Origin of the sequence: Streptomyces griseorubiginosus (assembly GCF_036345115.1) — a bacterium.
Taxonomy (GTDB): Bacteria; Actinomycetota; Actinomycetes; order Streptomycetales; family Streptomycetaceae; genus Streptomyces; species Streptomyces griseorubiginosus_C.
In genome coordinates, this window is record NZ_CP107766.1 from 3,955,128 (window position 1) to 3,975,657 (window position 20,530).

At 70.8% G+C, this 20,530-nt stretch carries 17 protein-coding genes; 10 read left to right on the top strand and 7 right to left on the bottom strand.

Translation table 11 applies throughout. The annotated features are described in order from the left end of the window. Window positions 1–40 precede the first annotated feature (40 nt). Complete coding sequence (locus OHN19_RS17720; RefSeq protein ID WP_330265108.1) at window positions 41–616, top strand: CGNR zinc finger domain-containing protein; 576 nt, start codon at window positions 41–43, stop codon at window positions 614–616. Window positions 617–647: 31 nt separating this feature from the next. Beyond that, entirely contained in the window at window positions 648–1,271 is a 624-nt protein-coding gene (locus OHN19_RS17725) for a LysE family translocator (protein WP_330265109.1), read from the top strand. Here OHN19_RS17725 and OHN19_RS17730 read toward each other — a convergent pair. Beyond that, window positions 1,246–1,797, bottom strand: a complete 552-nt coding sequence (locus tag OHN19_RS17730; RefSeq protein WP_330265110.1) for a DUF6817 domain-containing protein — start codon at window positions 1,795–1,797, stop codon at window positions 1,246–1,248. The genes OHN19_RS17725 and OHN19_RS17730 overlap by 26 nt on opposite strands. Window positions 1,798–1,959: 162 nt before the next feature. On the opposite strand from OHN19_RS17730, the gene OHN19_RS17735 reads away from it, so the two are divergent. The 4 genes from OHN19_RS17735 to OHN19_RS17750 all read left to right on the top strand — a co-directional run bounded on the left by OHN19_RS17735 (window position 1,960) and on the right by OHN19_RS17750 (window position 9,212). Next, entirely contained in the window at window positions 1,960–2,862 is a 903-nt protein-coding gene (locus tag OHN19_RS17735; RefSeq protein ID WP_330265111.1) for a LysR family transcriptional regulator, read from the top strand. A 292-nt stretch (window positions 2,863–3,154) separates the two neighbouring features. Beyond that, window positions 3,155–3,667 carry a hypothetical protein gene (locus OHN19_RS17740; protein WP_330265112.1) on the top strand — a complete coding sequence of 171 codons (513 nt, stop codon included), beginning with the start codon at window positions 3,155–3,157 and terminating at the stop codon, window positions 3,665–3,667. Window positions 3,668–3,696: 29 nt separating this feature from the next. Further along, window positions 3,697–4,686 carry a hypothetical protein gene (locus tag OHN19_RS17745; protein WP_330265113.1) on the top strand — a complete coding sequence of 330 codons (990 nt, stop codon included), beginning with the start codon at window positions 3,697–3,699 and terminating at the stop codon, window positions 4,684–4,686. Further along, window positions 4,683–9,212, top strand: a complete 4,530-nt coding sequence (locus tag OHN19_RS17750; RefSeq protein ID WP_330265114.1) for a Tat pathway signal protein — start codon at window positions 4,683–4,685, stop codon at window positions 9,210–9,212. Before OHN19_RS17745 ends, OHN19_RS17750 begins: the two co-directional genes overlap by 4 nt. A gap of 19 nt (window positions 9,213–9,231) precedes the next feature. Here the strand turns inward: OHN19_RS17750 and OHN19_RS17755 are convergent, their stop codons facing one another. Continuing rightward, the gene (locus OHN19_RS17755) at window positions 9,232–9,864 is read right to left on the bottom strand and encodes a hypothetical protein (protein ID WP_330265115.1); all 633 of its coding nucleotides are present in this window, start codon (window positions 9,862–9,864) and stop codon (window positions 9,232–9,234) included. Between the two features lie 39 nt (window positions 9,865–9,903). Beyond that, a complete protein-coding gene (locus tag OHN19_RS17760; RefSeq protein ID WP_330265116.1) occupies window positions 9,904–10,323 on the bottom strand; it encodes an ATP-binding protein in 420 nt (139 codons plus the stop codon). A gap of 117 nt (window positions 10,324–10,440) precedes the next feature. Here OHN19_RS17760 and OHN19_RS17765 point away from each other — a divergent pair, with 117 nt between their 5' ends. Both OHN19_RS17765 and OHN19_RS17770 read left to right on the top strand, forming a co-directional pair. Beyond that, window positions 10,441–11,295 carry a helix-turn-helix transcriptional regulator gene (locus tag OHN19_RS17765; RefSeq protein ID WP_330265117.1) on the top strand — a complete coding sequence of 285 codons (855 nt, stop codon included), beginning with the start codon at window positions 10,441–10,443 and terminating at the stop codon, window positions 11,293–11,295. Further along, complete coding sequence (locus OHN19_RS17770; RefSeq protein ID WP_330265118.1) at window positions 11,292–11,489, top strand: DUF397 domain-containing protein; 198 nt, start codon at window positions 11,292–11,294, stop codon at window positions 11,487–11,489. Before OHN19_RS17765 ends, OHN19_RS17770 begins: the two co-directional genes overlap by 4 nt. 102 nt (window positions 11,490–11,591) lie before the next feature. On the opposite strand, the gene OHN19_RS17775 is transcribed toward OHN19_RS17770, so the two are convergent. The 3 genes from OHN19_RS17775 to OHN19_RS17785 form a co-directional block, all read right to left on the bottom strand. Next, a complete protein-coding gene (locus OHN19_RS17775; protein WP_330265119.1) occupies window positions 11,592–13,886 on the bottom strand; it encodes an MFS transporter in 2,295 nt (764 codons plus the stop codon). A 143-nt stretch (window positions 13,887–14,029) separates the two neighbouring features. Next, complete coding sequence (locus OHN19_RS17780) at window positions 14,030–15,946, bottom strand: AMP-dependent synthetase/ligase (RefSeq protein WP_330265120.1); 1,917 nt, start codon at window positions 15,944–15,946, stop codon at window positions 14,030–14,032. Between the two features lie 219 nt (window positions 15,947–16,165). Next, window positions 16,166–17,452, bottom strand: coding sequence for an acetyl-CoA C-acetyltransferase (locus OHN19_RS17785; RefSeq protein ID WP_330265121.1), 1,287 nt, complete (start codon window positions 17,450–17,452; stop codon window positions 16,166–16,168). Between the two features lie 88 nt (window positions 17,453–17,540). Here OHN19_RS17785 and OHN19_RS17790 point away from each other — a divergent pair, with 88 nt between their 5' ends. Both OHN19_RS17790 and OHN19_RS17795 read left to right on the top strand, forming a co-directional pair. Then, a complete protein-coding gene (locus tag OHN19_RS17790; RefSeq protein ID WP_330265122.1) occupies window positions 17,541–18,845 on the top strand; it encodes a 3-oxoacyl-ACP reductase in 1,305 nt (434 codons plus the stop codon). A 107-nt stretch (window positions 18,846–18,952) separates the two neighbouring features. Next, window positions 18,953–19,822: a MaoC family dehydratase gene (locus tag OHN19_RS17795; protein WP_419249524.1), complete on the top strand. Its 870-nt coding sequence runs from the start codon at window positions 18,953–18,955 to the stop codon at window positions 19,820–19,822. Here OHN19_RS17795 and OHN19_RS17800 read toward each other — a convergent pair. Then, on the bottom strand, window positions 19,807–20,493 hold the full coding sequence (locus OHN19_RS17800; protein WP_330265123.1) for a TetR/AcrR family transcriptional regulator: 687 nt from the start codon (window positions 20,491–20,493) through the stop codon (window positions 19,807–19,809). The genes OHN19_RS17795 and OHN19_RS17800 overlap by 16 nt on opposite strands. Window positions 20,494–20,530 lie beyond the last annotated feature (37 nt).

A 20,530-nucleotide genomic window follows, 5' to 3' on the forward strand; every position in this document is an offset into this window, starting at 1 on the left:
ATGCTTGCGACCCCGGAGGAAAACGGTTGAGGGCGGTCTCATGGCGGTGGTGCATTTCCCCGAATTCCGTACCGGAAAGGTGCTGGCGACCCGCTTCACGGGGACCCTTTCGGAGCGTTACGGCGAGACGCTGGAGCGCATTCCCGTGCCGTCCCGGCTCGCGGACTGGCTGGCGGACAACGGACTCGCGGTCGACTCCTGCGACCAGGCCCAGCTCGATCGCGCCCGGGAGCTGCGGGAATCGATCCACGCGGCTGCCACCGCCCTCGCGAACCAGAAGCCGCTGCCCTCCTCCGCGGTCCGGGTCATCAACGAATGCAGCACCCAGGGTCGGGCCTCGGCGGTCCTGACGCCGGAGGGCGGCCGGGAGTGGCGGCTGGCTTCCGCTTCCCCGGAGGACGCGCTCAGCGTGATCGCCGCCGATGCGATCAGCCTCCTCGCGGGAGAGCGCGAGGGAAAGATCTCGCTGTGCGCGTCGCCGACGTGCCGAGCCGCGTTCCTCGACACCAGCCGCGGCCACACCCGCAGATGGTGTGACATGAACACGTGCGGGAACCGCGAGAAGAAGGCCCGCTTCCGCGCCGGCAAGAAGAGCCGTACGGTGGAACCACCTTAGACGGTTCCATCCGGGCTGGAGGTCGCCGACGATGCTGGATCCGACGGTGCTGCCGGGCTACATGGCAGTGATCCTGCTCTTCCTCGGCCCTCCCGGGCCCGACATGGCCTACATGCTCGCGGTGGGCCTCGAAGGCGGCCGCAGGGCCGCGGTGAAGGCCATCCTCGGCATCGCGAGCGGCATGAGCGTCTACGCCGCCGCCGCGGTGGCCGGCATGGGAGAGATAGCCCGGTCGCACCCGTCGGTACTGGACACGGTCCGGATCCTGGGTGCGGTGTATCTCCTGTGGCTGGCCTACGTGACGATGCGGCACGCCCGTCGGGCCATCAGCGGACACGGCGATGTCCGGGCCGGCCGCTGGTATCTGCGAGGCATCCTCGTCAGCATCACCAACCCGAAGATCATCCTCTTCTTTCTCGCGGTGCTCCCGCAGTTCATCGGAGACGCGGAGAACCCGGGATTCCAGATGGCGCTCCTGGGCGCGATCAACATTCTGATGGAGGTGATTCTCTACGGATGCATCGGAGTCATGGCCGGATACTTCCAGGCGCGCCTCACCGGCTCGACCAAGGCGACGGCCGTACTGAACTACATCGCGTGCACGGTCTACGTGGTGCTGGCCGGAGCCATCACGGGGGAGATCCTGCTGGCCTGAGGACGGCGAGGGTGTCCTGCCAGGCGGGTGGGCTCAGGAGCGGGCGGAACCGGGTGAGCAGGGTGAGGAGTTCGGGGCCCCACCGCTCCCGGAAAGCCGGGTCCCGGCGGGCGAGGTCGAGTTCGTTGGCGGCGGTGATCTCGGCGAAGTCCGTGCACAGGAGCGGGTCGGGGGCGTACGTCCGCCCAGTGAACCGGTCCCGGAACAGGGGCTCCAGGAGATGCGGGTAGGTGGCCCCGCGGTCGCAGCTCGCGTAGAAGTGCACGACCGCCTCCGCTTCCGGGCCGATCACGGAGGCGAGTTCGGTGCGCCGGTCGAGCGGGAGCAGGGCGGTGGGGAAGCCGTCCGTGCCGTAGCAGGCGTGGCAGAGGCCGGCGAGGCGGAGGGCCGGGCGGGCGCCCCAGTGGGCGAGTTGCGCATGGACGCGGTCGAGGTGGGCGAGGAGGGTGCCGCCGGGGTGGGGGACGCGGTCGGCGGCGAGCCGCAGCAGCAGGGCTCTGGCTTCTTCGGTGGCGGTCGTCGGCACGGGTACCGAACTCCTCGACGGTAGGCGGTGGTTGGGTCGGCACCCGCTCCTCCCGGGTGGGAGCGGGTTGCCGCCCGGGCCCTGAGGAGATCGTCGTACGGGGTCAACTGCCCAGTCAATCCTTGGTATTTGTCGGCTGACCCAAGTGTTAGCTTGGAGGTCATGACCCTTGACGACCTGCGTGTCTTCGTGGCGGTGTGCCGGGCCGGGAGTCTCAGTGCGGTGGCCCGGGAACTGGGGTGCACGCAGTCCGCGGTGAGCCAGCATGTGAAGCGGCTGGAGCGGGAGACCGGGGTCGGTCTGCTGGAGCGGCAGCCGCGCGGGGTCGTACCGACGCGGGCGGGGCGGGTGCTGGAGGCCGCCGCGACGGAGGGGATCGCCGGTCTCGACCTGGCCCTGCGGCAGCTGCGGGAGCTGGTCGACGGGGAGAGCGGATCGGTGCGGGTGGCGACCGGCGCGACGACCGTACGGCACTTCATGTCCGACGCGGTCGTCGCCTTCCGGCGCCGACACCCGGGCGTGAGCCTGGAGTTCAGGACCGAGAGCTCCAGCCGGGGCTGTTTCGACGCGCTGGCCGACAGCAGTCTCGACCTGGCGTGGATCACGCTCGGGGCGCCGGTGCGGGGCATCGAGCAGCGGGCGGTGCGGGAACTGCCATGGGTGCTGGCGGTGCGCGACGACGACCCGCTGGCCGCGCGGCCGTCCGTGGAGGCGGCCGAACTCCAGGGCCTGCGGCTGATCCGGCTGCCCCCCAACTCCACCTCCGCCGCCCATCTGGACGCGGCCTGCGCGGAGTTGGGGGTGCGGTTCGCCTTCGACACCAGCGTGGCGGACTGGGACACGGCCCTGCTGCTCGCCGAACTGGGTCTGGGCCGGGCCGTGGTGCCCTCCCTGCCGGGCCTGGACGCACCGGGCCGGGGCAACCTGCGGCTGATCCCCCTCCCCGCACTGCGCCCGCTCTCCGTCGGCTGGGCGGTCCGCCGCTGGGACGCGCTGTCACCGTCGGCACGCGCGTTCGCGGACACGGTGGCGGAGTCCTGCCGTGACGCGGTTCCGTACGAATGATCCGCTTTTTCTGCAATGCCTTGGGAAAATCATGGAGCGGGGGAGGGAACCCGAGCACCTGATTCACCGTCACACCCATCCAGGCGGAAGCACGCAAAAGGCGCGATCGGGACCGGCCCGTTCCGGCGGCCCGCCCACCATACTTTGAATTCTCTTGGGCATTCGACGAATACGCCTTGGCGGTCGCCCGAAATCCGTCATGGACACGCCCCTCCCCCCTGTTACGTTCTGCGTCGCCCGCGATCACAGCGCCTCCACAGGCGGCGCACGCCGGGCTGGGGGAGAGAAATCGATGAAGCACGTACGTATGCGCGTGAAGGCCTCCGCGACCGTGCTCGCCGCCACCGCGGCCCTGCTGGCCACCGCGGTTCCCGCTCACGCCGGCACCTTCAAGGTCACGTCCAACTGCGATGTTCCCTGGGTCAGTTGCTCCGACGAGCCCGAGCTCTGGGAGATGTACAACTCGAAGGCGCTCTCGCTCTCCGGCGGCAGCTACATCACGAGCTGGGCCGAGTTCTGGGGCGATGTCTACGACTACGACGGCACCAGTGAGTACCAGGGCTCGACCCTGGAGACCTACCGGTACGTCTTCAACGGCAACGGCAGCGGTTCCGGGCAGTACGTCAAGAACAACGCGGGCTCCATGCAGAACTGCTCCGAGGTGAACAACTACCGGGTCTATTTCAACTCCGGTTACGGCGGGCATTCCCAGTACATCCCGCACCGTGACGCGTACGCCGACTGCGTTTGGTACGACCTCGATTCCACGCTGAAGAACAACGAGGCCTCGCAGCACTTCGCCTGAATTCCATCCGGTCGAAAGGTACGTGTCAGATGACCGTCCGCAGGACAGCCGTGGCGATGGCCGTCGCCGCCGCCACCGCAGCCCTTGTCACCTCCTGTTCCGCCGCCCACCCCCGCTCCACGGCCGACGAGCCGCGGACGGGACCGGTCGCCGAGTCCTCCTCCAGCGTGAACAGGAGCAACTGGCCCGAGGCCACACCCACCTCCGGTCTCGCCAAGGGGCTCTCGCTGCCCCTGGAGGCCTACATGGAGACCTACCAGGACACCGTCGCCCTCGACGACGCCGAGCGGCACCTGGAGACCCAGTGCCTGGCCGACTACGGCCTCCACGTCACCTTCCCGCCCGCCGGACAGACCCCGCCGCCCAGCGCGGACGACTCCAACATGCCCCGCCGCTACGGCATCACCGACCGGGCCCAGGCGGAGAAGTACGGCTACGGCCTGCCCGACGCCATTCAGCACCAGGAGGGCACCAGGATGCCCCAGCTGACGAAGGACCAGGTCGAGGTCCTCACCGGCCGCACGAGCATCCGCCGCAGCCCCGCCGACCCGGCCCCCGGACAGGCCCCCTCCACCTTCCAGGGCAAGGCGATCCACAAGGACGGCTGCGCCGGCTGGGCGGACGACCGACTCGGCACCCGGGACATGGACTTCTCCCTGGTCTCGCAGCTCGACGGAGAGAGCCTCACCCGGTCCCAGCGGACACCCGCCGTGCAGAACGCCATCGCCGCCTGGTCGACATGCATGAAGGGCAAGGGCTACACGGTCGACACCCCGTACCACGCCGGGGACATCGTCACCCACACCGACGGCAGCCCCTCCAAGGAGGAGATCGCCGTCGCGGTCGCCGACATCGACTGCAAGCAGAGCACCGACCTCGTCAAGATCTGGTTCGCCGCGGACTCGAAGATCCAGGAACAGCAGATCAAGGACCACCGCAGCGCACTCGACGCCCTGCGTACGCGGCTCGGCGCTGCCCGCGTCACGGTCACCGACGTACAGAAGAGGGACGCACAGTGACCTCCCCTCGTGACCGACGAAGAGCGCTGACGATTCTCGCCGCCACCGCCGCGCTGGCGGGGCTGATACAGGTCCAGCCCGCCACCGCGACACCCGCCGCCCCCAGGACCGCACCCACCCCCGCGCCCGCGCCGAAGGGGGCCGTCAAGGCACCCGACACCACCCTCGGCAAGGGCTGGAAGACCTCCGGCGACCGGGCGGTCACGAGCGCCGCCGACAGCGACGGGCTGCATCTGCTCGTCGCGGACAGCAAGAACGCCTACGCGTGGAAGACGGTCACGGTGCTCAGTGAGCCGCAGCTTCCGGCCGACACCTGGATCGGCAACAGCTGCGTCATGGACGACCACCACGCGGCCGTCGTCTACGCTCCCCGCACCTTCACCAACAAGCCGGACCTGATGATGGGCGGCGCGTTCACGGCGATCGTGAACCTCGACGACGGCAGCGTCACCAAGCTGCCGTTCACCGCCTCCCTGGCCTACTTCGACCCGACCTGCAACCCGGCCACCCGCACCGCCGCCTTCACCGCGCTCCGGGACGCCGAGACGCGCCTGGTCACGGTGGACACCAAGGGCGCCACCGTCGCCGACACCACGGCGAAGGGCGAGATCACCTCCGCCGTGCCCACCGGGGACGGGGTGGTCGCGGCCGCCGGGAACCGGCTCGTCCACGTCGACCGCAAGGGCCGGACCACCGAGCTCACCGCCACCCGGCACGCCCCCTACGCCATCCGCGTGACCGGCTCCGGCACGGTCACCTACCTCGACCGCACCGGCGACACCGACGCCGACGTGCAGACCTACGCACACGGCAGGAAGACGACCGTGGCGAGCGGGAAGCTCGTCGCGATGAACCTGCGCCAGGGCACCGACGGCACGGTCTACCTCACCGGAAAGGCCGCTCACACCAAGGACTTCGCGGCCGGCGGCGTCAAGGCCCTGAACGTCTCCCCCGACGCGGAGGTCTCCACCCGCGGACGCCTGGCCGTCGACCCCGTCGTCTCCCCGGCGGTCCTCGCGGGCGTCAGGAACATCGAGAGCGCCGGCCGGGACTTCACCAGGACGACGACGACAAAGTCCGCCTCCGAGACGACAACGGGCCGGGTCAGCCACACCCTGACCGTCACCGGCACCGTCCCGGGCACCGGCAGACGCACGACCCAGACGGCCGCCGCGCCCGGCAGCACCGCGGGCGGCAGGACGTCCCCGGCACTGACCGGATCCCCGAAGCCGCAGCTGTCGACGACGAGCACGCTGACCGCGGCCGACGACGACGCCAGGGCGCACGACCCGGTCGACACCGACGCCTGGTGCTCCGTGCCCCGCAACGACACCGCCACCCAGGCTCTCCAGCCGACCCCCAACCAGGTCGAGTGGGCCGTGGACATGGCCGTCCGCGGCGACCTGCGCTCCGGCTACCTCACCCAGGGCGGCTGGCGCTCCCAGACCGGGCTCTCCACCATCGACCCGCAGGGCATGTTCCCCGCCCCCACCCTGAACACCGGCGGCCGCATCCCCGCCCAGGTCGAACTGGGCATCCTCGCCCAGGAGTCCAACCTGTGGCAGGCCGAGTCCGGCGCCATCCCGGGCCAGACGGGCAGCCCGCTCGCCGCGGTCGACGGCTACTACGGCCATCAGACCGGCGGCACGCTCGCCGACTACTGGACGATCCACTGGGACAAGTCCGACTGCGGCTACGGCGTCGGCCAGGTCACCGACGGCATGCGCAAGGCCGGGTACGAGAAGGCGGGCGAGACGTCCCTGCCGGTCAGCACACAGCGTGCGATCGCCGTCGACTACGCCACCAACATCGCCGCCTCGCTGTACATCCTCGCCGACAAGTGGAACGAGGTGCACGAGTCCGGCCAGACGATCACCGTGAACAACGACGACCCGGCGAAGCCCGAGAACTGGTTCGCCGCCGTGTGGAACTACAACCTCGGCTTCAACACGCAGGCCGACGCGGGCACCAACGGCAACTGGGGCCTGGGCTGGTACAACAACCCGGCCAACCCGGTCTACCCGGCCTCCCGGCTGAGCTTCATGAACACCGACATGGACCCGCTGGCCGCCAAGGACGCCGCCCATCCGCAGAACTGGCCGTACGAGGAGAAGGTGATGGGCTGGGCCGCCTGGTCCATCGACACCGGCCACTCCTACGCCACCTCGGGCCGCCAGGACTGGCCCGGCGAGTCCGGCTTCTCCTCGGCCGGCTTCCGGCCCGCCTACTGGAACGGCACGAACGGGCTCTACACCGTCCTGGGCAGCGCGACCTACAACCGGGCGCACGTCTCGCCGCCCCTGGACACGTTCTGCAACACGAAGAACAACTGCGACGCGGGCAACCCGCCCGTCTGCTCCGACGCCGCCTGCTACACCCCGTACTGGTGGAACGCCTCCAACGCCACCTGGAAGGCCGACTGCGCGACGACCTGCGGCTTCGAGAACATCAAGTACCAGACCCTGGTCAGCGAGCCCGGACGCGGCACCCGTCTCCAGTACGGCACCCCGGTCTGCTCCGGGGCGCCCTCCGGCGCGAAGGTGGTCGACTCCGATCCCGCGGGGGTCAACACCTGGGGCGCCTGCGGTACGACCACCACCGACGGCTCGTTCCGGTTCACCTTCTACGCCGACCCCAACGCCACCGGTCCGGGTCTCGGCCAGTACGACGCCAAGGCGGACCTGCACCAGATCGGCGGCGGCTACCAGGGGCACTTCTGGTACGCGCACAGCCGTGACACCGACCACCTCGGCGGTGACGGCGGACGGATGACCGTCCTCGGCGACTGGAAGCTGAACGGGGCCGTCGACCAGGGACAGGCCGCGATCTACGCCCACATCCCGGACACCGGCGCCCAGGTCAAGGACGCGCTCTACGAGGTACCCAGCGCCCTGGGCACCGCCAAGGTGAAGATCAGCCAGGACGCCCACAACAACCAGTGGGTCTACCTGGGCGCGTTCCGCTTCAACGACGCCGCCCCCGAGGTCAGGCTCTCCAACTCCACGTACACGGGGTCCGGCGACGACGACATCGCGTGGGACGCGGTGGCCTTCGTCCCCGGTGACTACGGCATCCCGAAGGACCACGCGGTCGACCTCGCGCTGCCGCCCGTGGACACCGACAGCCCCAACCCGGACCAGGCCGACCAGCCGGTGACCGACCAGGTGACCAAGCCGCTGGTCGTGGACGAGGAGACCGGCGCCTCCGTCGCCGCTCCGCAGACGGTCAAGGAGTCCTGCGGGCCCGTCAAGGACGGCGGCCAGGTCTGCTTCGGACGGCCCCTGAAGAAGCCGTACAAGATCCCGAAGGCCGCCGGGAGCGGGAAGAGCGCACAGGACACCGGTGTCGCGCCGAAGCTGACCGCGGCCGACGACCCGGGCGGCGCCGCGGGCATCGCCGACTGGTGCGACGACGACGATCTGGTCGCGCGCGCCACCCGCACCCTCGTCTGCGAGAACCGCGAAGTACCCGTGTACTACCGCAAGGACGGCGAGATCAAGGCCACCGCGTACTTCATCTTCCAGCGGCTGATCGAACTCGACGGCGTCAACAGCTTCGAGGAGCATTTCACGGTCAAGCCGGTCTCCATCCCGGTCGACTTCGCCCAGATACAGCTCGGCATCTACGAGCACCTGTGCGACTCTCCCTGCACACCGGTCGAGGCCGACCCGTCCGCCTGGAAGGGACAGCCCAGCTGGACCGCGGGCGACACGCACACCGCCTACATCACGTCCGGTTACACCTGGGACAACTCCACCGCGGGGCAGACCTACGAGTTCACGCCCGACGTGCAGATCAACGGAATCGCCGACCCCGTGGGCGACGAGACCATCCAGACCGTCGGCTACCAGTGGAGTCTGGGAGGCTCCAGCGGCTTCGACGTGATCCGCTGCGACACCCTCACCGGCACCGCCTCGGCGGGCTGCGTCGTGCCCAACTACGCGCCCACCTACACCTTCAACGCGGCCAAGTACCCCCAGGCCGCGGCCCACGCGTGGCTCATCCAGCACGAGATGCCCACCTCTCCCGGCCTGGAGTCGGCCGACACCCCGCTGTACTACCTCCCCGGAGGACGGGACGGGGACAACAGGGACGAGATCTGCGACGAGAGCGGGTGGGCGCGGACGAACTACGACCCGGAGGCGATGAACAGCGCCGACGACGACCCCAACTGCGACGAGTTCTCCTTCAACGCCACCTACAACAGCGGGGGCATGCCGGCCGAGCTGGGCGGCCTCAATCCCGTGTCCTCCGGCTCCGAGTGCGTGCAGACGTACGCGCAGATGGACAGCGGCACGATCCACCTGCGGAATCTTCCCGGAACGGTGCCCAGCTTCAACGAGGTGTGCGGGCGCTCCGCCATCTCCGGAGTGCAGAACCAGGGGTCCATGGCGGCCTTCTCGGCGGGCTTCGCCAAGAAGATGCGGCTGATGAAGAAGGACGCCTACTGGCTGGACACCGCGATCCTCGGGACGTGCGCCCCGCGGACCGGGAACTTCATCCAGTGCACCATGACGACGGACTAGCCCGTCGGGGAAGAGCGGTTCAGGCGTAAGGGTCTTCGAGGAGGGCGATCGGGAGATTGCCCTCCTCGACGTCCACCCGTGGGACGCGGATGCCCAGGCAGTCGCCCACGGCCTGCCACACGGCGGCGGGAACACCCGGCCCTCGGTTCACCGCGCCGGTGGCTACCAGGGCCGCGTCCAGGGCCGCCACCTTTCCGGTCGTGTCCACTTTCCGGCTGTTCAGGGGGCTGTCGCCGAACTCGGTGAACCAGACCTTGCCGTCCGCGCCGGGAGCGTAGGCGAGCCAGCAGGGCTGGACCGCGATGTTCGGGTTGAGGCAGACCATCTCCTCCCCGGGGAGCGGCTTCACGGCGGAATCGTCGTTGAACCAGCGCTCGTACCAGGTGGCGGAACCCGAGCCCTCCAGGACATAGCTCCACTCCCCCGAGGTCCCGTACATACAGGACCGCAGCGATGCCGTGTCCGCGGTGAAGCCGAAATCCCGGTACCGGACGGGCGCCGTGATCTCGTCCTCCCTGGCGCTCAGACGCCTGAGGAGTTCCGCCACGGGAAGCCCGCGCACCGCCGTCAGCGATACGCCGCCCCGCATTCCCGGGTGGCCCGTGGGCGGGTCGTAGCAGTGCTCTCCGAACCACCGCAGACTGTCGTTCATCGTCGACCTCCGGCCAGAAGAATACTGAGCGCCGCCGGATCACCCGCCCAGCCCCAGCTCGGCCCACACCGTCTTGCCGACGTCCCGTTCGCTGACGCCCCAGGTGTCCGCGAGGAGGGTGACGAGGATCAGGCCGCGCCCGTGTTCGCCGTCCGCCTCACGGACGAACCTGAGCCGGCGGTCGCCTCGCGGGTCGCTCACCTCGATACGCAGCGTGTTCCCCGGGAGGAGCCGGAGGCGCAGCTCGAAGTCCCTTCCGGGGACGCGGCCGTGGGTGACCGCGTTGGCGGCGAGCTCGGCGACGAGGTGTTGTGCGGTGTCGTTCACCTCGGTGCCGTGGGGATGACCCCACTGCGTGAGCTGGGTGGCGGTGAGCCTGCGGGCCAGGCGGGCGCCCCGTGGAGTGGCGCTCAGACGCTGGGTCAGTTCGTCGGTGGGGGTGGAGATTTCGGCGTTCACGTGACTGAGCGTGCTGGGTTGTCTCTACGCTGACCAGGGGCGACCCGGCGACGCTGGGTAGTTGTACGGGTGCGGAGTGTCCGGTGTACGGGTTGTCGGGCGGGAGGAGTGAGGCCGGTGGTCGAGCGGAGGCCGGAGACGCCTGCGGAGGTGGACGGTACGGCGGGGCTGTTCGTCGCCCTGGGCAAGATGGTCAAGCTGCTGCGCGAGCGGAAGGGGCTCACGCAGAAGGAGTTCGGGGAGCTGGTGGGCTACGGCCCGGACGCGGTCTCGGCGATGGAGCGGGGCGTACGGACACTCCGACCGGAGGTCCTGCTCAAGGCGGACGAACTCCTGGACGCCGGGGGCCTGTTGAAGGAGGTCGTCCCCGAGGTCGAGGAGGCGATGACGCGGGCTCGAACCCGGCATCCGGAGTGGTACCGGAGTTACGCCGGGCTGGAGGCCGAGGCGGTCGAGCTGCACTTCTACGCCAACCACGGGGTGCCGGGTTTGTTGCAGACCGAGGACTACGCGCGAGCGGTGTTCTCCAAGCGGCGCCCGCTTCTGGACGAGGAGACGATCGAGAAGCGGGTCACGGACCGGCTCTCCCGCCAGCTGGTCTTCGAGCGTTGGCCGTCACCGATGGTGAGCTACGTCCTCGAAGAGATCGTGCTGGACCGGCCGATCGGCGGACGGCGCGTGCACGCGGACCAGCTTCGACACCTCCTGCGAGTCGGAGGCAGGAGGAACATCGAGATTCAGGTCATGCCGTCCGCACTCGACGAACACCCCAACATGGACGGCGCGTTCAACCTGCTGACGCCCAAGGGCCATGGGCAGGTGGCCTACACGGAGGTGCAGGGGTACCCGCGGCTGGTCACCGACTCCGAAGAGGTCAGGAAGATCGCAGACCGCTATGGGATCATGCGAGCGATGGCACTCCCCCCGTCGGAGTCCCGGAAGTTGATCGAGCAGAAGCTGGAGGAGCTATGAACACCGAGCAGCTCGCCTGGTTCAAGTCCAGCTACAGCGGCGGCGAGGGCGGCGAATGCCTGGAACTCGCCGTCACCCCCGACACCATCCACCTCCGCGACTCCAAGCACCCCACCGGCCCTCACCTCACCCTCTCCCCCACGGCCTGGTCGGCCTTCCTCTCCCTTACTGCGGGAACGCGGCCACCACGTTGAGTTCCCGCGCTCCGGTAGCCGTGATGCCGGACCCCGTGCCGGGAAGCACCGACTCACGGTGACGGGGCATGGTTGCAGGACGCCCCGTCACCGTCGTACGTGCTACGCCTCCTTGTGGCCCAGCAGGACGTCGACCCCCTCCGTGCTGCCGTTCACCGTGACCTTCGTGGCCACCGGCGGGTAGCCGCTGGCGATCACCGTGTACTGGTCGCTGGCCAGGTCGGTGAAGGCGTAGCTGCCGTCGACGCTGGTGGTGCGGGTGCCGACGACATTGCCGGCGGCGTCGAGCAGGGTGACCCTGGCGTCGTCCAGGGCACGGCCGTCCGGGGTGTGCACGGTGCCCCGCAGGGTTGCCGCGACGGTCAGTTGGATGTCGCAGGTGCTCTCCGCGGCGACGGTGACCGGGACCGCCGTCGGACGGTGGCCGGGGGCGCTGACGCTGAGGGTGTAGTCGCCCGGCAGGAGGTCGCCGAGGCGGTAGGCGCCCTCGGGGCCGGACGTGGTGGAGGCCGTCACGTCGCCGCGCTGGTCCGTGGCCACCACCAGCGCGCCGGGCAGGCCCTCGCCGCCCGCGCCGAGCACCGTACCGGCCAGGCCGCCGGGGCTGGGCAGGAACACCAGGTCGTGGGAGACCGGCGTGCCGTTCACGGACAGGGTGACCACCTGGGGCTGGTAGCCGGGGGCCGAGCCGACCAGGACCAGGCCGCCGCGCTCGGCGGTGTCCAGGGCGTAGCTGCCGTCCTCGCGGGAGGTGGCACGGGCCAGTTGGCGGCCCGAGGCGTCCAGGAGGGTGAGCGCGGTGCGGGGTACGGGGACACCGGTGCCGTCACGCACCAGACCGCGCACCGCGGCCGACGTCGACGCCGACGCCGACGCCGGCACCGGGGTGGGAACGGCGGGCGGGGCGGGGGTCTCGGGGTGCTCGACCGGCGCGGTCTCCTTCTTCTTCGCCCGGAACAGCAGCACCGTGATGATCACGCCGACGGCGAAGAAGGCCGCCGACCACCAGTACGCGACCTCGTAGCTGTGCAGGGCCGCGTTCGCCTTGACCAGCGGGTCGGACAGGTGGTCCGCGGCGTAGTTCGTGGCGGCGGTGGCGGCCAGGGTGTTCAGCAGCGCGGTGCTGATCGAACCGCCCACCTGCTGCGTGGTGTTGAGGGCGGCCGAGGCCACTCCCTGGTCGTTGGCCGCCACTCCGAGGGTCGCGTAGCTCATCGCCGCGGGCATCGACATGCCGAGACCGGCGCCGAGCAGCAGGAGCGGCGGCAGTACGTGGGCCGCGTAGCCGCTGTCGAGGCCGAGGCGGGTCAGCCAGACCATGCCGCCCGCGGCCACCAGCATGCCGACGGGGACGACGATCTTGGGGCCGATCCTCGGCACCAGCAGGTTGGTGGACAGCTGCGCCATCACCATCAGCGCGCCCACCATCGGCAGGAAGGCCACGCCGTTCTTGACCGGTGAGTAGCCCAGCGTCGACTGGAGGTAGTAGGTGAGGAAGAGGAAGACGCCGAACATCCCGGCGGACGAGATGAGGATCGTCGACAGGGCGGCCGCGCGGTCGCGGTCGGCGAGGACCCGCAGCGGCAGCACGGGGTGCTTGGCGCGGGCCTGCCAGAGGAAGAACGCGACCAGCAGGACCCCGCCCGCGGCGAGGAAGCCCCAGGTCATCCAGTTGTCCCAGTCGTGCGTCTCCGCGTTGGCGAAGCCGTAGACGATGCCGAACAGACCACCGGAGACCAGGATCACGCCGGGGATGTCGAGCCGGGGCCGCTCGGCCGGCACGGAGCGGCCGATGAAGACGACCGCGCCGACCAGCGCGAGGACAGCGATGACGTCGTTGACGTACAGCGTCCAGCGCCAGTCCAGGTACTCGGTGAGCAGGCCGCCGAGCACCAGGCCGACGGCGGCGCCGGAGCCGGCGATGGCGCCGAAGATGCCGAACGCCCGGGCGCGTTCCTTGGGTTCGGTGAACGTCGTGGTCAGCAGGGACAGGGCGGCCGGGGCGAGCAGGGCGCCGAACAGGCCCTGCACCGCGCGGGCGACGACCAGCATGGTGAAGCCGTTGGCCGCACCGCCGACCGCGGAGGCCGCGGCGAAGCCGACGATGCCGATGACGAAGGTGGTCTTGCGGCCGAAGAGGTCGGCGAGCCGGCCGCCGAGCAGCAGCAGGCTGCCGAAGGCCAGGGAGTAGGCGGTGACGATCCACTGCCGGCCGTTGTTGTCGAAGCCCAGGTCCTGCTGGGCGGACGGCAGCGCGATGTTCACGATCGTCGCGTCGAGCACGACCATGAGCTGGGCGAGGCCGATCACGGCCAGCGCCCACCACCGGTGCTTCGACGGGGCGGGGGTGGGGCCGGACGGCACGGCCTGGGCGGTGGCTGCCGGAATGGCTTCCACGATGGTGCTCCCCTCATGGGGCTCGGATTCGCTCGGACCAACAGCGCAGTCCGAAACCGTTTCGTACACCTAACCTAGGTCACACTTGCAGCACATCGCAAACGTCTCCATAAGGTCTGCACCTACCCGCCCCCATCGGGTGCTCAGCGCTCGTACAGCCCTTCGATCTCCGTCGCGAAGTCCCGCATGACCGCCTCGCGGCGCAGCTTCATCGACGGCGTCAGATGACCCCCCGCCTCCGTGAAGTCGGTGGGCAGGACGGTGAAGCGGCGGATGGACTCCGGACGCGAGACGAGCTTGTTCGCCTCGTCCACGGCCCGTTGCAGGATGGCCCGCAACTCCTCGTCGTTGACGAGGAGTTCGGCGGGGACGGGGTGCTTGCCGTTCATCTGCCGCCAGTGGTTGACGCCGTCCATGTCCAGGCTGATCAGCGCCGAGATGTAGGGGCGCCGGTCGCCGAGGACCATGCACTGGGAGATCAGCGGGTGGGAGCGCAGCCAGTTCTCCAGCGGGGCCGGGGCGACGTTCTTGCCGCCCGCGGTGATCAGGATCTCCTTCTTGCGGCCGGTGATCGTCAGATAGCCCTCGTCGTCGAGCTGTCCGATGTCGCCGGTCGGGAACCAGCCGTCGGCGGAGGCGGGGGCCACTCCCTCGCCGTAGGGGTCCCAGTAGCCGCGGAACACCTGGCCGCCGTGCAGCAGGATCTCGCCGTCGGCCGCGATCCGGATCCGGGTGCCCGGGATGGGCCAGCCGACCGTGCCGAGCCGGGGCTTGAGGGGCGGGGTGCAGGTCGCGGCCCCGGTCGACTCGGTCAGGCCGTAGCCCTCGTAGATCTCCATGCCCGCGCCCGCGTAGAACGCGGCGAGGCGGCGGCCGAGCGGGGAGCCGCCGGAGATGATGTGCCGGATCCGGCCGCCCATGGCGTTGCGGATACGGCGGTACACCAGCGGGTCGTAGAAGGTGCGGGCCGCCTTCAGGGCCGCGCCGGGTCCTGAGCCCGTGCCCGCGTGGCGGGACTCCATCGCCTCGCCGTAGCGGACGGCGACATTGGTCGCGCGGTCGAAGACGGTGACCCGGCCGCCGCTCTCCGCCTTGGCGCGGGCGTTGTTGAAGACCTTCTCCAGCATGTAGGGGATCACGAGGAGGAAGGTCGGCTTGAAGCTGCCCAGGTCGGCCAGCAGGTCCTCGGCCTGGAGGCTCGGCGCGTGCCCGAGGCGGACCCGGGCGCGGACGCAGGCGACGGCCACCATCCGGCCGAAGACGTGCGAGATGGGCAGAAAAAGCAGGGTCGCCAGGTCGGTGTCGTCCGACTTCGACTTGAAGACCGGGTAGAGCAGCTCGATCGCGTTGTCGACCTCGGTGAGGAAGTTGCCGTGGCTGAGCACACAGCCCTTGGGACGGCCGGTGGTGCCCGAGGTGTAGACGACGGTGGCGACCGTGGCCGGGCCCAGCATGCCGCGCCGCACGCCGATCTCCTGGTCCGGGACGGCCTGGCCGAGCTCGGCCAGCCGCTCCACATGCCCCTTCTCCATGATCCACATGTGCCGCAGGTCCGGGAGCCGGCTCAGCTCCGGGCCGAGGGCGGCGGCCTGTGCGGCGGTCTCGGTCACCAGGGCGACCGCGCCGGAGTCCTGGAGGATGAACCGGGTCTGGAAGACCGAGGAGGTCGGGTAGACGGGGACCGTGACCAGACCGGCGGCCCAGGCGGCGAAGTCGAGGAGCGTCCACTCGTACGTCGTACGGGCCATGATCGCGACCCGGTCGCCCGGCATCAGGCCCTCGGAGATCAGGCCCTTGGCCAGGGCCAGCACCTGCTGCGCGAACTCCGCCGCCGTCAGGTCGACCCACCGGCCGTCCTCGGTACGGCGGCTCATCACCCGCTGCTCGGGCGCCGTCTCGGCGTTGTCGAAGGGCAGGTCGGCCAGCGAGCCGTGGGTCAGCGGCGGGACCAGCGGCGGCACCGACACCTCGCGGACCTCACCGTCCAGCCGCACGATCTCGGGTTCCACGAGCACCGGGGCGCCGTCGTAGTCGTGGCCGGACACGTACGAGAGGGACATGGTCAGCTCCTGGGACGTGCAGCTCGATACCGCTCCTGCATGAGGTACGCAGGGGACGTACCGGGGCGTTCACCCGCGAGTGCGCCTGGAAGGGTTACCGGGGGTTAGGACGGTGATCCTAAGTGGCTCAAGTGGTGAGTCTGTGCGGGTTCGTTGATGGTCCGGAGCCGGGACTGTGCAACCTCGACCGCAAAGTGAGAGGTTGTCACTTCTCCCCTCCTACGGCCGCTCCAGGATCGCCGTCACGCCCTGTCCGCCCGCCGCGCACACCGAGATCAGCCCGCGGCCGGGTCCCTCCCGCTCGGCCAGCAGCCTGGCGAGGGTGGCCACGATCCGGGCGCCGGTCGCGGCGAAGGGGTGACCGGTGGCGAGCGAGGACCCGGCGACGTTGAGGCGGGTCCGGTCCACCGGGCCCAGCCCCCGCTTCTCCCAGGCCGCGAGGGTCGCGAGGACCTGGGAGGCGAAGGCCTCGTGGATCTCGACCAGGTCGAAGTCGTCGAGACCGAGACCGGCCCGCTCCAGCATGCGGGGGACGGCGTGGGCGGGGGCCATCAACAGGCCGTCCTCACCCTGCGCGACATCGCCCCGCACGAAGTCCACGGCCGCCGTCTCGTACGCGGTGAGGTAGGCCTGCACCTCCAGCCCGCGCGCCTCGGCCCACTCCTCGGAGGCCAGCAGGACGACCGCGGCGCCGTCCGTGAGCGGGGTCGAGTTCCCGGCGGTCATGGTCGGGTCGGGTCCCTCGAGGCCGAACACCGGTTTCAGCGCGGCAAGTTTCCCGGGTGTCGAGTCCGGGCGGAGGTTCTGGTCGCGGGCCAGGCCACGGAAGGGGACCACCAACTCCCGGAAGAACCCCCGCTCGTACGCGGCCGCAAGCCGCTGGTGGCTCATCGCCGCCAGCTCGTCCTGGTCCTGCCGGGTCACTCCCCACGCGGCGGCGGTCACGGCGGCGTGCTCGCCCATCGAAAGCCCGGTGCGGGGCTCGGCGTTGCGCGGGATGTCGGGGACCAGATGGGTCGGCCGGATGCGCGCGAGCGCCTTCAGCCGGGCACCGGCCGACTTCGCCCGCCGCGCCTCCAGCAGGATGCGGCGCAGCTCGTCGTTGACGCCGAGCGGTGCGTCGCTCGCGGTGTCCGCGCCGCCCGCGATCGCGGACTCCGTCTGCCCCAGCGCGATCTTGTTGGCGGCGGCGATGACGGCCTGGAGACCGGTCCCGCAGGCCTGCTGGATGTCGTACGCCGGAGTGCGCGGGTCCAGCTTCGAGCCGAGCACCGTCTCACGGGCCAGGTTGAAGTCCCGGCTGTGCTTGAGGACGGCACCCGCGACGAACTCGCCCACGGCGCCCGGCCCTTCGAGCCCCTGCCGCTCCACGAGGGCGTCGAGGGCCGCGGTGAGCATCTCCTGGTTCGAGGCGGTGGCGTAGGGGCCGTCGGAGCGGGCGAAGGGCAGGCGGGCGCCCGCGACGACCGCGACGCGCCGGGCGACCGGCGGCTTCAAGGGGCTCATCTCCACCAGCTCCTCACCTCTGAGATTGACTTACCTGCGGTAACCTTACTCCAGAGTAAGGAATCTGCGACCGACCCGGGAGATGGACATGGCCGACCGCTATCTGAGCTTCACCGGTACCGCGCCGGGCCGGTTCCTCACCCGCAGGCTCGGCCTCCCGCAGCCGGCGCGGCTGCGGCGGTGGTCGGCGGGGTCGGAGGGCTTCGAGGGCGGGGTGCTGCTCCTGACGGCGGGGAAGTCCCAGCTGTCCGGACTGGACTCCCTCTCTCCCGCGCTGGGCTTCGTCTCTTCCGCGCAGGCGCCCGCCGGGGTCCTCCTGGACGCCACCGGCGTGCGGGACGTGGACGACCTGGCGGAGGTCCACGCGGCCCTGCACCCGGTCGTGCGGTCGGTCGCCACCAGCGGACGGGTCGTCGTCCTGGGGTCGCCGCTCTCCGGTGTCGACCACCACCAGGCCGCCGTCCAGCAGGCGTTGGAGGGCTTCACACGCTCGCTCGGCAAGGAGATCGGCCGGGGCAGAACGGTCAATCTGGTACGGCTGACCGACGCGGCCGCCGCCGAGTCGACCCTGCGGTTCCTGCTCTCCCCCAGGTCCGCCTACGTCAGCGGCCAGGTGATCGAGGTCGGCGAGACCCCTCAGGACACCGAGGTCGACTGGTCCCTCCCGCTCGCCGGGCGGACGGCCCTGGTGACCGGCGGTGCGCGGGGCATCGGCGCGGCGGTCGCCGAGACGCTGGCGAGGGACGGGGCGCGGGTCGTCGTACTCGATGTGCCGGGGGCGCGGGCGGACGCCGAGCAGCTGGCCGCACGGCTCGGGGGACGGGCGCTCGCGCTGGACATCACGGCCGCCGACGCGGGCGTACGGATCGCCGAGGCGGTGCCCGACGGGCTGGACGTGCTGGTCCACAACGCGGGGATCACCCGGGACCGGCGGCTGGTCAACATGCCCGCCGAGCGCTGGAGTTCGGTGCTCGACGTCAACCTGGCGAGTGTGCTGCGCACGACGGACGCGCTGCTGGAGGCGGGGGCGCTGCGGCCGGGCGGGCGGATCGTCGCCACCGCCTCCATCGCGGGGCTCGCGGGGAACGCAGGGCAGACGAACTACGGCGCGAGCAAGGCGGGCGTGGCCGGCCTGGTGCGTTCGCTGGCACCCCGGGCGCTGGCCGGGCACGGGGTCACGGTGAACGCGGCGGCGCCCGGGTTCATCGAGACCAGGATGACGGCGGCGGTCCCGCTGTTCATCCGGGAGGCCGGGCGGCGGATGAACTCCCTCGCCCAGGGCGGGCTCCCCTCCGACGTGGCCGAGACCACGGCCTGGCTGGCGCACCCGGCGTCCGGCGCGGTGAACGGGCAGGTCGTGCGGGTGTGCGGCCAGAGTCTGCTGGGGGCGTAGTGGAGAGCCACGGTTCGGCCTCCGGGGACAGGTGCCCCGAGAGCGCGCCCTCGCGGGACCCGGAGCGACCCGCCGCTCCCGCCGCCCACTTGGCGGGCCCGGCGCGGGTGCTCACGCAGTCGCCCTCCCTCGTGCCGCTCCTCGCCGCCGGTGCCCTGCGGTCCCCCTTCAAGCGGCCCTCGGCCGGTGCGGACTTTCCGCGGACGCGGCTCGTGCTGCCCGGGCTGCGGGTCGATCTCGCGCGGCTGGCCGCGTACGAGCGGGTGTGCGGGTTCCCGACCGGGGAGGACGCGCTGCCGGTGACGTATCCGCATGTGCTGGGCTTTCCGCTCGCGATGGGCCTGATGAGCGGGCCGGACTTCCCGCTGCCGCTGCTCGGGCTGGTGCACACGTCGATCGAGATCACCCGGTACCGGGAACTGGCGGCGACCGGGACCTACGAACTCTCCGTGCGCATCGACGGGTTGGCGCCGCACCGGCGCGGTACGGAGGCCGCGGTGGTCACCGAACTACGGGTGGGCGAGGACGTCGTATGGGAGTCGGTGAGCACGTATCTGGCACGGCACCGCACCACGGGGGCGGCCCAGGAACGGGAGCCCGGGCGGGAGCCCGGGCAGGGGCCTGGGCGGGAGTCCGAGCGGGAGGTGCACGAGCCGCTGCCCGGCGTCGACGAGTGGCGGCTGGCCGGGGACATCGGACGGCGTTACGCCGCCGCGTCCGGCGACCGCAACCCGATCCACCTGTACCCGTTCACGGCCCGCCTCTTCGGCTTCAAGAGGGCGATCGCGCACGGCATGTGGACGGCGGCCCGCTGCCTGGCGGCCCACGGCACACCCCAGGCGGTGCTGGTCCGGGCGGAGTTCAGGGCCCCGGTGCTGCTGCCGGGGACGGTGACGTACGCGGCGAACGGCGAGCGGTTCGAGCTGTGCGGCGCCGACCGCGTGCACGTGAGCGGGGGCGTCTACCCGCTGACCTGAAGCGGCGCGCCCTCGGCGGGGACGGCGGGAACGGCCTCGGGGATCCAGGGCCGGTTCTCCATGAGGTTCCCGAGGCCGGCCCAGGCGAAGTTCATGAGGGTCGCCGCCGACTGCCGTGCCGTCACCCCCGGGGTCGCGTTGGACCAGGCGGCCAGGGACTCGGCGGCACCGACGAGGGCCTCGGCGAGCCCGGCGACCTCGCGCTCGGGCAGATCGGGGTCGCGGTGTGCCTCGCGGGCCGCGACCACGATCAGCTGGGTCACGAACGCGACGATCTCCTCGCGCATCGCGGTGACCTCGGCGACGAACGCCTCACCGTGGATCCGGGCCTGGAGGTGCAGCACGGACCAGCCGTGCGGGTGCTGCGAGGTGTGCGTGAAGAAGGCCAGCAGTCCGTCCCACAGCTGCCGGTCGACGGGCAGTTCGGTCCGCACCCCCGTCCGCACGGCCTCGGTGAGCGCGGCCGCCTCCCGGCGGATGCACGCGGTGAAGAGGTCTTCCTTGGAGTTCAGGTACAGGTAGACCAACGGCTTGGACACCCCGGCGAGTTCGGCGATCTCGTCCATCGAGGCGGCCATGTACCCACGCTGCCCGAAGATCTCCACAGCGGCGTCCAGCATCTGCTGCTCCCGCACCGCGCGCGGCATCCGCTTGCTCTTCACGACACCCATGCCCAAAGCGTACGGTCATGTGGCCGCGGCGGCGGGG

Bases quoted from the DNA above. Each gene is read 5' to 3' on its own strand.
- OHN19_RS17720 (WP_330265108.1), top strand. From the start codon at position 41: ATGGCGGTGGTGCATTTCCCCGAATTCCGTACCGGAAAGGTGCTGGCG.
- OHN19_RS17725 (WP_330265109.1), top strand. From the start codon at position 648: ATGCTGGATCCGACGGTGCTGCCGGGCTACATGGCAGTGATCCTGCTC.
- OHN19_RS17735 (WP_330265111.1), top strand. From the start codon at position 1,960: ATGACCCTTGACGACCTGCGTGTCTTCGTGGCGGTGTGCCGGGCCGGG.
- OHN19_RS17740 (WP_330265112.1), top strand. From the start codon at position 3,155: ATGAAGCACGTACGTATGCGCGTGAAGGCCTCCGCGACCGTGCTCGCC.
- OHN19_RS17745 (WP_330265113.1), top strand. From the start codon at position 3,697: ATGACCGTCCGCAGGACAGCCGTGGCGATGGCCGTCGCCGCCGCCACC.
- OHN19_RS17755 (WP_330265115.1), bottom strand. From the start codon at position 9,864: ATGAACGACAGTCTGCGGTGGTTCGGAGAGCACTGCTACGACCCGCCC.
- OHN19_RS17770 (WP_330265118.1), top strand. From the start codon at position 11,292: ATGAACACCGAGCAGCTCGCCTGGTTCAAGTCCAGCTACAGCGGCGGC.
- OHN19_RS17780 (WP_330265120.1), bottom strand. From the start codon at position 15,946: ATGTCCCTCTCGTACGTGTCCGGCCACGACTACGACGGCGCCCCGGTG.
- OHN19_RS17785 (WP_330265121.1), bottom strand. From the start codon at position 17,452: ATGAGCCCCTTGAAGCCGCCGGTCGCCCGGCGCGTCGCGGTCGTCGCG.
- OHN19_RS17790 (WP_330265122.1), top strand. From the start codon at position 17,541: ATGGCCGACCGCTATCTGAGCTTCACCGGTACCGCGCCGGGCCGGTTC.
- OHN19_RS17800 (WP_330265123.1), bottom strand. From the start codon at position 20,493: ATGGGTGTCGTGAAGAGCAAGCGGATGCCGCGCGCGGTGCGGGAGCAG.